Annotated in this window: 10 protein-coding genes and 1 pseudogene; 7 read left to right on the forward strand and 4 right to left on the reverse strand. The window is 70.2% G+C overall.

Features of this window, described 5'->3' with window-relative positions; genetic code table 11:
- Positions 1-161: 161 nt before the first annotated feature.
- Positions 162-1,295 (reverse strand): site-specific integrase, encoded by a 1,134-nt coding sequence (locus CHB94_RS11340; protein WP_089336687.1) that lies wholly within the window; start codon positions 1,293-1,295, stop codon positions 162-164.
- Positions 1,296-1,336: 41 nt separating this feature from the next.
- On the reverse strand, positions 1,337-1,552 hold the full coding sequence (locus CHB94_RS11345; RefSeq protein ID WP_089336688.1) for an excisionase family DNA-binding protein: 216 nt from the start codon (positions 1,550-1,552) through the stop codon (positions 1,337-1,339).
- 81 nt (positions 1,553-1,633) lie between these two features.
- On the opposite strand from CHB94_RS11345, the gene CHB94_RS11350 reads away from it, so the two are divergent.
- The 3 genes from CHB94_RS11350 to CHB94_RS11360 all read left to right on the forward strand — a co-directional run bounded on the left by CHB94_RS11350 (position 1,634) and on the right by CHB94_RS11360 (position 3,645).
- On the forward strand, positions 1,634-1,885 hold the full coding sequence (locus CHB94_RS11350; RefSeq protein ID WP_141137464.1) for a hypothetical protein: 252 nt from the start codon (positions 1,634-1,636) through the stop codon (positions 1,883-1,885).
- The gene (locus CHB94_RS11355) at positions 1,882-2,295 is read left to right on the forward strand and encodes a type II toxin-antitoxin system VapC family toxin (RefSeq protein WP_089336690.1); all 414 of its coding nucleotides are present in this window, start codon (positions 1,882-1,884) and stop codon (positions 2,293-2,295) included. The genes CHB94_RS11350 and CHB94_RS11355 overlap by 4 nt, the downstream gene beginning before the upstream one ends.
- Positions 2,296-2,622: 327 nt before the next feature.
- Positions 2,623-3,645: an IS110 family RNA-guided transposase gene (locus tag CHB94_RS11360; RefSeq protein ID WP_217899271.1), complete on the forward strand. Its 1,023-nt coding sequence runs from the start codon at positions 2,623-2,625 to the stop codon at positions 3,643-3,645.
- On the opposite strand, the pseudogene CHB94_RS26725 reads toward CHB94_RS11360, so the two are convergent.
- Positions 3,588-4,151, reverse strand: a pseudogene (locus tag CHB94_RS26725) (DUF4238 domain-containing protein); the annotation flags it as partial. The gene CHB94_RS11360 and the pseudogene CHB94_RS26725 overlap by 58 nt on opposite strands.
- 357 nt (positions 4,152-4,508) lie before the next feature.
- Here CHB94_RS26725 and CHB94_RS11370 point away from each other — a divergent pair.
- The 4 genes from CHB94_RS11370 to CHB94_RS11385 all read left to right on the forward strand — a co-directional run bounded on the left by CHB94_RS11370 (position 4,509) and on the right by CHB94_RS11385 (position 11,486).
- Positions 4,509-5,738 carry a sensor domain-containing diguanylate cyclase gene (locus tag CHB94_RS11370; protein ID WP_176445514.1) on the forward strand — a complete coding sequence of 410 codons (1,230 nt, stop codon included), beginning with the start codon at positions 4,509-4,511 and terminating at the stop codon, positions 5,736-5,738.
- A gap of 119 nt (positions 5,739-5,857) precedes the next feature.
- Positions 5,858-8,029, forward strand: coding sequence for a putative bifunctional diguanylate cyclase/phosphodiesterase (locus CHB94_RS11375; protein ID WP_089336692.1), 2,172 nt, complete (start codon positions 5,858-5,860; stop codon positions 8,027-8,029).
- Between the two features lie 494 nt (positions 8,030-8,523).
- Positions 8,524-9,696 carry an HD domain-containing phosphohydrolase gene (locus CHB94_RS11380; protein WP_089336693.1) on the forward strand — a complete coding sequence of 391 codons (1,173 nt, stop codon included), beginning with the start codon at positions 8,524-8,526 and terminating at the stop codon, positions 9,694-9,696.
- Between the two features lie 65 nt (positions 9,697-9,761).
- Positions 9,762-11,486 carry an ATP-binding protein gene (locus tag CHB94_RS11385; RefSeq protein ID WP_089336694.1) on the forward strand — a complete coding sequence of 575 codons (1,725 nt, stop codon included), beginning with the start codon at positions 9,762-9,764 and terminating at the stop codon, positions 11,484-11,486.
- Between the two features lie 92 nt (positions 11,487-11,578).
- On the opposite strand, the gene CHB94_RS11390 is transcribed toward CHB94_RS11385, so the two are convergent.
- Positions 11,579-14,176 (reverse strand): putative bifunctional diguanylate cyclase/phosphodiesterase, encoded by a 2,598-nt coding sequence (locus CHB94_RS11390; protein ID WP_089336695.1) that lies wholly within the window; start codon positions 14,174-14,176, stop codon positions 11,579-11,581.
- Positions 14,177-14,178 lie beyond the last annotated feature (2 nt).

Raw genomic sequence — 14,178 nt, forward strand, 5'->3', positions numbered from 1 at the left:
GCCGTCGTTCTGCCGACCGACCTGCACAGCGGCAGGTCGGCGCAGACGCGCGCCGAACATCTGCTCCGCCGGCTGCGGGAGACGCCCGTCATGGCGCACGGGATCGACCTGAGCGGCGCTGCCAGCATCGGCGTGGCCCTGGCCCCGCTGCACGACCACCACTACTCCGGCCGCTCGTCGACGTGGTCGTCCGGTGCCTCCGTGATCGCGCCGAGCATGGCGTCGAGGGCGCGGGCGATGTCGGCGTCGCGGTCGTCGGCGGCGTGCTGGTAGAGGAGGGCGGTGGCGGGGGAGGGGTGGCCGAGCCGGCGCATGAGCTCCTTGGTGGTCGCGCCGGTCACCGCGGCGAGGGTGGCGCCGGTGTGGCGGAGCTCGTGGGGGCGGAACGCCGGTAGGCCGATGGCGCCGGCGGCTCGCCGGAACGTCGCGTTCCAGTTGCTGCGGGCGAGGTAGCCGCCGGAACTGGTGGAGAACAGGAGGGCGTCCGGAGCAACGGTGACGTGCTTCTCCAGGTGCTCCTCCAGTACGGCCGCGATGGCGGCCGGAAGGGTCACGGTCCGGTGTCCGGCGTCAATCTTGGGTTCGCCGACCACCCAGCGGCCGCCGACGCGCCGGACCGATCGCTCGACGCGTAGCAGGCCGCCGGGCAGGACGTCGGACCGGCGCAGCGCGGTCGCCTCACCGAACCGGAGCCCGCCGAAGGCGAGGACGAGCAGCAGCGCGCGGTAGCGCTCGGTCCTCCTGTCCCGCCCCAGTTGCTCTGCCAGCTGCAGAGCCTCGGCCGTGGTGAGTGCACGGGACGGCCGGGTGGCCTTCGGCGTGCCGGCACCGCGTAACCGGCACGGGTTCGAGGCGATGGCTTCGTCGGCGACCGCGACGTTGAGCATGGCGCGCAGGAGCCGGTAGGACTGCGCCAGCGCTGTCGGGCCCGTTGTTCGGCCGGCCTTGGCGTGCCAGGAGCGGACGGCGGCCGGGGTTACTTCGTCGACGGGGACGTCGGCCCATGGCTCGGCGAGGTGGTGACGCCACAGCCCCGCGTAGAGGACGCGGGTGCTCCCGCGGAGGTCGTTGCGGGCGAGGTAGTCCTCGGCGTACTCGCCGACGGTGCGGCTGCTGAGGTTCGGGGCTCGCCAGCTCTTGCGGAGGAGGTCGGTCTGCTGACTCGCCAGCCACGCCCAGGCGTCCGCCTTGGTGCCGAAGATTTTGGTGTGGCGTCGACCATCGGGGCCCAGGTACCGGGCCCGGTAGCGGCCACTCGGGAGCCGGTCGACCGAGCCGAACGTCCGCTTCGCCACGCGGCGACCCTGGCGGGAGTGTCAGCGGTTGTCCGCCGTCGTTACCGCTGACTGTGGATGCGGCCGGCGTCCGCAAACGCGTCTAGCGTCGTGCGCTCCAGGCGCACATACTTGCCGACTTTGACGTAGCCGATCCGGCGCTCGGTGATGAGTCGGCGGACGAACCGCTCGCCGGTGCCGAGGTACTCACCGGCCTGGGCGACGGTCAGCAGCGGGTCGCGGTCGAAATTCTGACCCTGTGCCGCACGCGTCGTCATGGGATCGAGCGTCGCAGGCGTCCTCCGGTGCTCCTCCGGTCGTCCTTCCTGTCACCGTCTCACCGTGTGATCATGGGCGCGATGAGCGCGGATGCGGGTTTCGAGGTCGTGGTGGGTGCTGACGGCGGCATCGCACCCGAGGAGCTGGCGCGCCACGGTGTCCGGCCGGGCGCGCACCTGACCATCGTGGCCCAGGTCGAACGCCCGCTGATCCGTCCGGTCTATGGCGTACTCCGGGGGCAGGTCCGTGAGGTGTCCTGGGAGGACTTCGAAGCCGCCAGCCGCCTGGCCGTGGAGGACGTCGAGTCAGGCCCGACCCCTGACGATCGGTGAGGATCGTCGGTGACACGCATGCACTCGTGTGGTTCCTAGAGGGCGACGAGCGCCTGAGTGCGCGAGCCCGGGAGGTACTCGAGCAAGCCCAGCAGGACCCCGACGACGGCATCGTCCTCTCGTTGGCGAGCCGCCTCGACCTGCACTATCTCCACCGGAAGGGTCGGTTGAGCTCGGACGACGTCCGGCGGATCTGGGCGGTGACAGAGGACCTGAGCTCGAACATCAGCTCGGGCCCGATCACGGCGCCAGTCGTGGCGCACTTCGACGCTGCCGAGTTGGCCGCGCTCCGCGACCCGTGGGACCGGCTGATCACCGCTACGGCGATCGACCTCGGGCTTCCGCTGGTCACCAAGGACCGCGCCATCACCACCATCGGAGAGGCCGGCGCAGTCGAGATCATCTGGTAGCCGCCGGCGGCTTCGAAGGTGGTCCGCACCGTGGGCCCAAGCGACTGCTGATCCGCCGTAGGCGGCTCGCTGGCACTCGTCACAACGAGTTCCCGACCCGGCGGTGCATGAGGTGTAACCGTTGGCGATCTTGAATCGCCGCACTTGGGGATGAGAATGCAGGGGCCGTCCGGTGACGTCGTTACACACTGGCGCGGGCGAGCCCGTTGAGGTGTATGGCGCGGGGTCCTCGGGTGCCCTTGATTGCTGCCGTCGAGCGCGTGGGTCTGTGTCCTGGCAGAGGTCCCTCCGGACGGTGTCCACCCGCTGTCGTAGGAGGTGATCGGGGTGGAGGTCCTGTTCGAGCGGGTCGCCGGGCTGGACATCGGCAAGGAGTCCTTGTGCGTCTGCGGGCGTACTCCCGGGCCGCGGGGCCGCCGGGTGAGCCAGACGCGGACGTTCAAGACGACCACTCGCTCGCTGGTGGTCATGCGGGACTGGTTGGTGGAGTCCGGGGTGACGATCGCGGCGATGGAGTCGACCTCGACCTACTGGAAGGCGCCGTTCTACTGCCTGGAGGAGGTACTGGAGGTCTGGCTGCTCAACGCTGCGCACATGAAGGCGGTGCCCGGACGTAAGACCGACGTCAAGGACGCGGAGTGGATCGCGCAGCTGCTCGAGCACGGGCTGCTGCGCCCCTCGTTCGTGCCTCCTCCAGAGATTCGCCGGTTGCGGATGCTGACCCGCTATCGGGAGCAGCTGATGGGCGACCGTACGCGGGAGGCGATGCGGCTGGAACTGATGCTCGAAGACGCCAGCATCAAGCTCTCCACCGTCGCCTCCAGCCTGACCACGGTCTCCGCGCGGGCGACGCTGACCGCACTCATCGAAGGGGAACGGGATCCGCGGGCGCTGGCGGACCTGGCCAAGGGCCGGATGCGGGTCAAGATCCCGGCGCTGACCGAGGCGCTGACCGGGCACTTCGACGCCGGCCACGCCCGGTTAGCCCGCTCCATCCTGAACCGACTCGACGCGGTCGAGGCCGCACTCGCCGAACTCGATGCGGTGATCGCCGAAGCCTGCGCCCCGTGGGCGCACCAGCTGGAGCTATTGCAGACCATCCCGGGAGTCGGGGAGAAGGTCGCCCAGGTCATCGTCGCCGAGACCGGCGCGGACATGCCCCACGTCACTGTTGGAGTCGAAGGGGTGGGGGGAGTGGGTGCCAGCACCAGGTATGGGAGCCAGTCCATCGAGGGGTGCGTGAACACCGCGTCGTCGGCCCCGCGGGCGAGGGTCTGGTTGACGACGTTCGCCAGGGGCGCGTCGAGTGAGCAGTTCGAAGCGCTGGCGAGTGGATGCTTCGCCGCGTAGAGCAGGTGCCGCGGGCTGACGCGCAGCATGAACGGCGATCCGGCGGGGAGAATGCCGTGCCGCCCTGTCGGTGCTGCGGTGAAGGTGGCCACGGGAGCGTCTGACGTGATGAGGACGTCGTCCGGTGACACCTGCAGGCTCCACACCCAGTCCGTGACCTCAACGACCAGTTCGTCGAACTTCCGGATCATCGTCCGCAGTCTCGCCCCGGGGTCGTTTCGAGTGACGCGCTGCCATGCGTCAGTCGCTGCCTGCTGCAGGAGCTCCATGTCGGTAGGTGACAACGAAGCGGGGTCGATCTCCTGGCGAACGAAGACGCCGTGAGCAAGGAGGAAGGGTCTCAGGTGGCTGGGCATCTGCTGCAGGTAGGACGCGACAGTGGCTGTGCGGAGAAGGCCCGCGACCGCCAACCGAGCAAGGGCAGGACGGTCCTCCGAGGTTGGCTGCTGCCCCTCGCATAGGCGCTGAAGAACCGGGCCAGCACTGTCTTCGACCTGTTTGTTGAGCCAGTCTTCGACTGCGTTCGAAGGCTCCCCCGACGCGTCGTGGAACGTGTAGAACCGTCGTGGAACGTGTAGAACTTCGTGCGGACCGTCGCGCCGCTGACGGGGACCTCCTGCACCAGCCCGTTCCTTCGTCGCATCGTCACGAAGCCGCGTTCATCGCTGAAGCCGCGCAGCAGCGTCCGGGGAACCGTGTGCTGGTGCCTCTTCAGCTTGTCTGCCATGGCGCTCGATCCTCCCCGGTGTCCCGCCCCGGGTCTGATGGAGTGGTCGGCCCCGGCTCCACTGAACCCGGGGCGGGACACTCCAGGGGGTGAGGAGGGCTCAAGTGCCCACGGAGTTCGGGCCGATGACCGGGGCATGTCCACTCCTCTGGCGCCGAACGTGGCCAGGGCCGTCGCCTATCCGGCGCGGCTGGCCGCGGTAGAGACGTACCGGCTGGCAGGTCATGCCGGTGACCCTGATTTGGACGCGGTGGTGGCCCACATGGCCCGGTTGCTGCGCGCCCCGATGGCGGTGATCAACCTGGTCGGCCCGGATCTGCAGTGCTATCCCGCCGAGCACGGGGTGGGCGCGCCCAGCACGTCGGTCCCCGACGCGCTGTCCTTCTGCGCTTACGTAGTGGCCGACCGGGCGCCGCTGACGGTTCCCGACGCCGCCGACCATCCGGTGTTCGCGGGCAATCCGCTGGTGGCCACGGGCGCGGTGGCGGCCTACCTGGGTGTGCCGCTGATCTATGAAGACGGCTTCGTCCTCGGTGCCCTGAGCGTCTTCGACACCGACCCCCGGCAGTTCACCGCGGACGATCAGGAAGCCCTGCAGACTCTGGCCGGTCTGGTCCGGGCGGTGCTGTCGTTGCGGCGGCGGGTGCTGCGGCAGGAGTGGGATGCCCGGCTGCTGGCCGTCCAGGGCCAGGTGCTGGAGGAAGTTGCCACCGGGGGGCCCTTGCTGCCGATCCTGGGCATGCTCGATGCCGCGGTGGCCGAGTTGTCCCCGGGCGCGGACCCGGCACGCCGGCAGGCGCTTGCTGACACCGTCGACCGGCTGACCGCGATCGCCACCGAGTCCGACACCTGGCGGTCGACGATCAGACGGATGGCCCACCACGACCCGCTCACCGGCCTGGTCAACCGTGCCCAGTTCCACCAGCAAGGCGCCGCAGCACTGGCGGCTGGCGGCGGTGCGGTGCTGTTCATCGACGTCGACCGGTTTAAAGACGTCAACGACCGAGGCGGCCACGCCGTCGGTGACCAACTGCTCGTCCAGCTGGCTGAAGAGCTGCGCAGCCGGCTCACCACCGCCGTCCCTGCAGCGGTCATCGGCCGGCTGGGCGGGGACGAGTTCGCTGCCGTCCTACCCGGCCTGGACCGCGAAGCGGCGACGGCGCTGGCCGCGGAGCTGGTGACCGCACTGACCGCTCAGGCGACGGTCGGGCGACGCACCGTGCAGGTGTCGGTGAGCATCGGGCTGGCAATGAGCCGCCCCGCGGCGGATTTCCACGACGTCCTCCACGCTGCCGACGAAGCCATGTACACCGCCAAGAGCAACGGCCGTGGACGCCTCCACTACGACGGGACCTTCGAGCCGTGAGCATCTTCCGAGGTCCTCGGCGACGGTCCTGCGCCGGATGTCACCGCATCGGGGGTCGTTCCTCACTCTGGCGGAGCAGGGCACCTGAAGATCGAGCAGGCGGGTGCCGATGCGTTGACATGGTCGAACAAACGGCCCCCGAGCCACCGCCGAGCGGTGTGTACGAGTCGATGTTTTTGCACGGCATCGACGGGTTCCTCTTCGCAACGGAGGACGGGCGCATCCTGCGGGCGAACCCGCGGGCGTGCGAGCTGCTCGGCCGGTCCGAGGCCGACCTGATCGAACACGGGCGCGACGGACTCACCGACCCTCGTGACCACCGCTGGGCCGAGGCCGTGGAGCGTCGGCGCCAGACGGGCGCCTTCCGCGGAGTACTGCGCCTCCTGCGCGGGGACGGATCGACCTTCTCCGCCGAGGTGAGCAGCGCCGTTCTCCCTGACGCCGCGGGTGTCTATGTCAGCTTCCGGGACCTGACGGCCGAGGAGGCCGAGGCCGCGAGGACGGCGGAGACGAGGCGGGCCGCGGCGGAGGTGATCGACAGCCTGGAGTCCATCAGCGACATGTACGTCGGCGTGGACGCCGACTGGCGGGTCACATACATCAACGCCCCGGCCGAGACCCGCGTCGGGGTCTGCCGCGAGGACGTCGTGGGCGGGGATCTGTGGGAACAGTTCCCGACGCTGGTCGGGTCGGTCTTCGAAGCCCCGTACCGGCGGGTGATGGACACCGGCGAGCCGGTGACGTTGGAGAACTTCTACGCCGCAGCCGACCTGTGGACCGAGGTGCGGGTCTATCCGCTGCGCCGCGGTGGCATCGGGATCTACTTCCGCGACATCGCGGAGCGCAAGGCCCTGGAGTTGGAGCGCGAGCAGCTGCTGCTGGCCGAGCAGGAGTCCCGGCGAGCTGCCGAGCAGGCGAGGGTGGAAGCCGCCTACCAGGCCGTGCACGACGAGCTGACCGGCCTGCTCAACCGAGCCGGGCTCATCCAACAGGTCGACTCGTACCTGGCGTGCTGGCCGGCATCGTCCCTGACCGTCCTGGTGATCGATCTGGATCGCTTCAAGGTGGTCAACGACAGCCTGGGTCACCGCACCGGAGACGAACTGCTCACCGTGTACGCCCAGCGCCTGGCGACTCTGGCCGGCCCCACCGACCTGGTGGCCCGGTTGGGCGGGGACGAGTTCGTCGTCGCGATGTTCGGCGCCTCGGCGGCTGAGGCCGATCGGATGGCCGAAGCGGTCCTCGCCGCTGCCCGCCAGCCGGTGGAGGTGGGGGCGTCCCTGCTGGTTACCGCTAGTGTCGGCCTGGCCGGCACCGCCGACGCCGGTGCGGCCGACCCGCCGGTCGTTTGGGACGTCCTGCTGCGCGAGGCCGACGCGGCGATGTACCGCGCCAAGGAGACCGGTCGGGACCAGGCTGTGTGGTTCGACGAGCAGATGTACCTCCAGTCGATGCGCCGTATGCAGACCGAGCATGACCTGCGGCTGGCACTGCAGCACGACGAGCTGTTCTTGGACTATCAGCCGGCCTTCGACCTGCGCTGCGAACGGATCGACCACGTCGAGGCACTGGTCCGCTGGCGTCACCCGACGCGTGGCCTCGTCCCGCCGCTGGACTTCATCCCCGTCGCCGAGGACAGCGGCCTGATCCACCAGTTGGGCGAGTGGGTCCTCGCACGCGCCGTGGAACAAGCCGAACGCTGGGCGCACATCCCGGACATGCGCGTTTGGATCAACGTCTCCCCGCAGCAACTGGCCCACTGCGGGTTCCCGGAGCTCATCGCCACCCACCTCAACCGCGTCGGCCTGCCCGGCTTCCACCTCGGGATCGAGGTCACCGAGTCCACGCTCGCCGACCGGGACAGTCTCACCACGGTGCTGCAGGAGATCCGCCAACTGGGGGTGGCGGTCGCCATCGACGACTTCGGCACCGGCTACAGCTCACTCGCCCGGCTCAGCACGTTCCCCGTCGACGTCATCAAGATCGACCGGTCCTTCGTCGCTGACGTGGAGACGCCCCGTGGCGAGACCGTCCTCGCCGGCATCGTCACCCTCGCCCACGCCACCGGCGCGCACGTCATCGCCGAAGGCGTCGAGACCGAGGCCCAACTCGCCGCCCTCAGCGCCCTGGGCGTGGACTCCGCCAGCGGCTATCTGCTGGCCAGGCCTGCGGCGCCCGAGCACCTGCCCCTCCCCGATGCCGGTCACTCCCCGCTCGAGCAGCGTCATGGCCTGCACCCGCGACTGCAGTATCTCCTGGGCGAGCTCGCCACCCCCAGGCCCGGAGAGTGAAGAGCGGTGGCGTCCGCGACCGACATAGCTAGCGAAGAGGCCCTATAAAAGAGGCCCTATAAACTGGGCATACGTGCTCTCCCGCCGGCGAGTTTCGGCCACGGGGCGCGGTCTTCGCAGGCCGCACGATGAAGTGATGCCGTGCTCGCTCGCACCATCTGCACGGCCTCAGCCCTGAACTGCGGGCTGAACCCCCACCGCTGCTCTGGCATGGACAGATCCTGCTCAAGGAGCGAGTCACTGTCCAAGATCGTTGGTACACCCCAGTCAGTCCCTCTCGATCTTGGCTGCTTTCGCAGTGGCTGTGGCGGCGCTTCGCTCGCGCCGCGGACCGCTGGGGAGAGGGGACTGGGCGGGGCGCTGGTCACCACTGCAGCCGGCTGGCCTCGGCAGGTGGAGAGACCCGGCTACGCCTTAAGTTGAGGCGTACTGCTGCCGAAACCGGTGGTGAGCTCCTGCCGAGGAGCCCAAAGCCGTGATCACCGGAGTGCCGCATGACTTCCTTCTCTGCCGCGCTGCCCAAGCCGGGCGGCGACCTTGCCTCGATCCTCCTCGTGGACGATGAGGTGGCGATCCTGGACGGCCTGCGCCGCCAGCTCCGGAAGCGGTTCACCGTCCACACGGCGAACAGCGGGGCCGCCGCGCTTGAGCTGCTGGAGACCACCCCCGTGGCCGTCGTCGTGTCCGACATGCGCATGCCGCAGATGGACGGCGCGACGTTCCTGGCGAAAGTGCGCGCGACGCACCCCGACGTCGTCCGCATACTTTTGACCGGCCAAGCGGACACGCAGTCCGCCATCAACGCGGTCAACCAGGGGCAGATCTACCGGTTCCTCACCAAACCCTGCCCACCGGACGTGCTACTGGACGAGATCGGCAGCGCGGTGGAGTTCAACCGCCTTGTGACCGCGGAGAAGGAACTGCTGCGGACGACGCTGCGCCGGACCGTCGAGGCGCTCATCGAGACGCTGTCACTGGCGCAGCCGGCCGCTTTCGCCCGCGCCCAGCGCGTCACCCGCACGGCCGCCGAGCTGGCCAGCGAGCTGGAGATGGAGGAGCCCTGGGAGGTCGAGATCACCGCCATGCTCGCCCATCTCGGCACGGTCACGCTTCCGCCGCGGCTGCTCGAAAAGCTTGAGGCCGGTCGCCCCCTCGACGAGGACGAGCGCGAGATGGAACGTCGCGTGCCCGGCTTCAGCCGCGACCTGGTTGCTGGCATCCCGCGGCTGGAGTCCGTGGCCGAGGCAATCGGCTGGCACCGTGCCCGCTACGACGGCACCGGGGCGGTCGGCGACGTCCCCCGCGGGGAGGACCTGCCCATCGCCGCCCGAGTCCTGCGCGTGGCGGTCGACTTCGACGCAGGCATGACCCAGCGTCCGTCGGTGCAGGACACCATCCAAGCGCTGCGTGCCGACGCCGGTGCCCATGACCCCGCCGTGCTCGACGCGCTGTCCCGCATCCACAACACAGAGGGGGCCGAGCCGGCCCCGAAGGCGCTGTCGATCGCGGACCTCGTGCCCGACATGGTCGTCTTCGACGACGTCTCGACCACCGATGGGCTGCTCCTCGTCGGCCGCGGCACAGTCGTCACCGAGGCGCTCATCCGCCGCCTCGAGAACTTCATCAGCCAGGACCGGGCGCGCGACGAGGTCTGGGTGCGCGGCTGATCACCCGTACCACCCTGGCCGCTCACCACCCGCACCGCCGCGCCCCGACGTCCGATAGGTAGGTCATGTCCATCCCCACGAAGACCCCGATCTCCCTCATGTCCTTCGAGGAGGCGAGCACCGCCGTCGTCGCCTTCCTCAAGGGCGCCGTGCCCCTGGGGCTCTGGTCGGTCACCAAGGCCGGCGACGGCCGTCAGACCTTACTGACCGTGGACGACGACGCCTACGGGCTCGAGGTGGGGGACTACGGCGCCTGGTCGGACTCCCTCTGCCAGCACATGGTCAACGGCGCGGCTCCGCAGATCGCCCCGGCGGCCATGGCCGTCCCTGCGTACGCGTCGGCGGAGGTTGCCCGACGCATGGAGATCGGCGCGTACGTGGGCGTCCCGATCCGGGACGGCGACGGGACCCTGTTCGGGACGCTGTGCGGGCTGGACCCGGCCGTGCAGTCCCCGCAGCTGCTGGAGCAGGCGCCGGTGCTCCGCCTGCTCGCCGACCTGCTCGGCCGTGTGCTGGAGGCCGAGCAGATGCGCGCCGACGCGGAGGAGCAGGCCGCCGAGCTGCGCCGGCGGAGCGGTGCACTGGCTCGCTCGGAAACCCTGCACCGCTTGCTGGCCGAGGGGAGCGCGGACGTCATCAGCCTGCACGCGCCCGACGGCCGGTTCCTCTACGTGTCGCAGGCGTCGCAGGACCTGGTGGGCACACCGCCGGAGGAGCTGCTGGGCACCTACCCGGCCGAACTCGTACACCCCGACGACCGAGCCGACCTATTCGGCGACGACGGCGGCGGTCCGAGCGAGGATGTGCCGGGCGAGCTGACCTTCCGGCTCCGTCACCGGGACGGCCACTGGGTTTGGGTAGAGGCGACGCAGTCAGTGGTACGTGACCCGTGGGGCGAGGTCAGCGAGGTCCAGATGGCCACCCGAGACATCACCCAGCGGCGTGCCCGGGAAGCCGAGAATCAGCGGGAATCCAAGCTCGAGTCGCTGGGACGGCTCTCCGCGGGGCTGGCCCACGAGATCAACACGCCCATCCAGTACGTCGGTGACAACGCGCGCTTCCTCGAGGAGGCATACCAGGAGCTCATCCGAGTCGTCGAGGTCTACCGCACCCTGCTGGACACGTCCAACCCGATCGGCTGGGCCGAGCGCCAGGAGCGGGTCCGCGAGGCCGAGGCCGGCATCGACTTCGAGTATCTCGAGGAGGAGATCCCGAGCGCTGTCGCGCAGACGCTGGAGGGGATCGACCGGGTTGCCACCATCGTCCGGGCCATGAAGACCTTCAGCCACCCCGGCCACCAGGAGCAGACGCCGGCCGACCTGAACGAGGCGCTGGCGGCCACGATCACCGTCACCCGCCACCAGGTCAATGACGTCGCCGACCTCAGCCTTGAGCTCGGCGAGCTCCCGCCGGTGCAGTGCAACATCGCCGACTTGAACCAGGTCTTCCTCAACCTCATCGTCAACGCGGCCGACGCGATCGAGGAGACCGGGCAGCGGGGCTCGATCAACGTCTCCACCGCCGTGGAAGACGGCGACGCGGTCGTCCGCATCACCGACACCGGTGACGGTATCCCGGAGGAGGTCCGTGCCCGGATGTTCGACCCGTTCTTCACCACCAAGGACGTGGGCCGGGGTAGTGGACAGGGCCTGCCTCTCGCACGCGGCGTCGTGCAGGAGGGCCACGGCGGCAGCCTGGTCTTCGACTCAGTCATGGGCGAGGGCACCACCTTCGTCATCCGTATCCCCGTCGGGGGTCGGGCGTCGGCGGCCGAGCACGTCCAAGCCTGACCACAAAGCGCTGGGCCCAGTGCCCGGCCGCGCACCACGAACGGGCCGCCGCCCGGGAGGACACCACCTCCCGTGCGGCGGCCCGTCCGCGGTCAGGCGGTGGGGACGACGACCCCCGCGGGCGCCGCCTCGCCGGTCATGACCGCGAGCACCGTCTCCGCGTCCACTGGGCGAGAGAACAGGTACCCCTGTGCCAGGTCGCAGCCGAGCTGGGCCACGTGCTCCTGCTGGTGCGCGGTCTCGATGCCCTCGGCCACCGTGAGCAGTCCGAGCGCGCCGGCCAGGTCGACGACGGCGCGGGTGACCACGTCGGCGTTGGCGTCCCGGCCGAGGCCGTCGACGAACTCGCGGGCAACCTTGAGCATGTCCAACGGGAAGGTGCACAGGTAGGCCAGCGAGGAGTAGCCGGTCCCGAAGTCGTCGATGGCGACGCGGACCCCGAGGGCCTTGAGATCGCGCAGGTTGCGGGTCGCGGCTTCTCGGTCCTGCATGAGCACCGTCTCGGTGATCTCCAAGACCAGCCGGTACGGGTCGAGTTTGGCCTCGGCGAGCGCGGCACGCACCTGCTCGACGGTCCGCGGGTCGGTGACCTCCTGGGCGGACAGGTTCACCGTGACCATGGGAGCGGGGCCGTCGTCGTCCGGGCGGGTCCACCGAGCGGCCTGCCGGCAGGCGTCGCGCAGCACGAAGGCGCCGATCTCGGCGATCAGGCCGGTGTCCTCGGCCAGCGGGATGAAGGTGTCCGGCGGGCGGAACCCGTCGGTCGGGTGCTCCCACCGGACCAGCGCCTCCGCGCCGGCCGCCCGCCCGGTGCGCAAGTCCACCAGCGGCTGATAGTGCACGGTGAACTCCCCGCGGGCCAGCCCGGCGGCCAGCTCGGCACCCGGGTCGGGCCGGGTCGACCCGTCCTCCCCGAGGCCGGGCTCGTAGAACCTGGAGATGCCGCGGCCGCCGCGCTTGGCCGCGTACATCGCGGCGTCGGCGTGCTGGACGAGGGTCCCCACGTCGATGGCGGCGTCGGCGATGGCCACGCCGATGCTCGCGCCGACGGTCGCGACGCGCCCGGCGCCGAGGTCGATCGGCAGGGTCAGCTCTGCGCGGATGCGATCGAGCACCCGCTGCACCCCGGACTCGTCGATCGGCCCGTGCAGCAGCACCGCGAACTCGTCGCCGCCCAGTCGGGCGGCGGTGTCGGCCGCCCGCAGGCAGCCGTGCAGCCTCTCGGCGAACGCGCGCAGCAGGACGTCGCCGGCCTCGTGACCGTGGGTGTCGTTCACCGGCTTGAACCCGTCGAGATCGATGTAGAGCACCGCTGGCCACAGGCCGTTGCGGCCGGCCAGGGCGAGGGCGTGCTCAGTCCGGTCCAGGAACAGGGTGCGGTTGGGCAACCCGGTCAGCGCGTCGTGCATCGCCTGGTGGCGCAGCTTTTCCTTGAGGTCGGTGACCTGGCGCAGGTCATGCTCCAGGCGGCCGCGCTCCAGGGACGTCGCCACATGACGGGCGAAGGTCTCCAGCAGCGCCAGGTCGTTCCGGTCGAAAGTGGCCACGTCACCGAGCCGGTCACCCACGAGCAGCAGGCCGTGCGTACGGCCCTCGGTCCCCAGCACCGACACCATCGCGTCCTTGAGGCCGCGGTCGGCCGCGTAGCGGTCGAGGGCCTGGCCGCCCGCGGCCCCCGTGCGGGTCGTCGAGGTCCCCGTGGCAGTCGCGCAGCAATCCACCAGTCGAGTGGCCTGCTCGGGGTCCTCGAGCGGGGCCAGCGCCACTGGCTCCTGACCGTCGCGGCTGCGGCTCAAGGTCGCCGAGCCGTCTTCGCCGAGCAGCACCAGCTCAGCGACCCCGGCGGCGAAGGCGTTGCGCACGGCGGCGAGGAACTGCCCCAGCGCAGTGTCCGCGTCACCGGTGTAGAGCAGCGACGTGGTCTCGTGCAGCACGCGCAGGTTCTCCTCCTGCTTTCGGGCCCGCGTGTAGGCCCGATAGGCCGCGAAGACCAGCCCGGTGGGCACCGCGAGCAGGGCGAGGGCCGCGGGGTCGTCCATGGCCGTCCGCTCCACGACGAGGCCGACCGCGCCGGCGCCCAAGCTGAAGGGGAGGGAGAGAGTCAACATGCCTGGCAGCCGACGCCAGTCGGCGCGCCCCTCGGACAGGCTGATCACGGCGAAGATGCACACGTCGGACGTCACGGTCAGCACCAGGACAGCGACCAGGGCAGCGAGCCAGTGCCACGGGTTGCTGCCCGCCTGCTCGTCGGTCAGTGCGGCGAACACGATGACCGCCAGAGTGCTACCCAGTAGGAGCGCGGCCGCGTTGAACGCCAGCTTGGTGCCCCGTTGCCGCCGGTACAACAACAGGGCGACACCGGCCCCCACGACCTGTGCCAGGACGAGGTCCGCCGGGGCAATGACGAGCATCCCGGCGGCGAGCAGCACGTCGCCGAGGGAGAAGGTGTGTGCCTCACGCTGGAAAGGCACGTGCACCACGATGACCTCGCTGATGGCAAAGGCCACTGCCCACCCGACCCAGGGCAGCGCGACCGTCGTCGCGGGAGTCGGCAACGGCTGGACGACGATGACGAACAGCGTCGCTGCGGCCGTGGCCAAGCTTGCCGTCAGCACCCAGACCCGCTGGACGGAGCCCATGCGGAACCTCCGGATGTCGGCGGCGAGGCCGCCGTTCGTCATCGTCGTCATGG

This window comes from Blastococcus mobilis, from assembly GCF_900188025.1.
Taxonomy (GTDB): domain Bacteria; phylum Actinomycetota; class Actinomycetes; order Mycobacteriales; family Geodermatophilaceae; genus Blastococcus_B; species Blastococcus_B mobilis.

Excerpts from the sequence above, each read along its gene's own strand:
- CHB94_RS11390 (WP_089336695.1), bottom strand. The coding sequence starts at position 14,176 with ATGACGACGATGACGAACGGCGGCCTCGCCGCCGACATCCGGAGGTTC.
- CHB94_RS11345 (WP_089336688.1), bottom strand. The coding sequence starts at position 1,552 with ATGACGACGCGTGCGGCACAGGGTCAGAATTTCGACCGCGACCCGCTG.
- CHB94_RS11370 (WP_176445514.1), top strand. The coding sequence starts at position 4,509 with ATGTCCACTCCTCTGGCGCCGAACGTGGCCAGGGCCGTCGCCTATCCG.
- CHB94_RS11385 (WP_089336694.1), top strand. The coding sequence starts at position 9,762 with ATGTCCATCCCCACGAAGACCCCGATCTCCCTCATGTCCTTCGAGGAG.
- CHB94_RS11375 (WP_089336692.1), top strand. The coding sequence starts at position 5,858 with ATGGTCGAACAAACGGCCCCCGAGCCACCGCCGAGCGGTGTGTACGAG.
- CHB94_RS11380 (WP_089336693.1), top strand. The coding sequence starts at position 8,524 with ATGACTTCCTTCTCTGCCGCGCTGCCCAAGCCGGGCGGCGACCTTGCC.
- CHB94_RS11350 (WP_141137464.1), top strand. The coding sequence starts at position 1,634 with ATGAGCGCGGATGCGGGTTTCGAGGTCGTGGTGGGTGCTGACGGCGGC.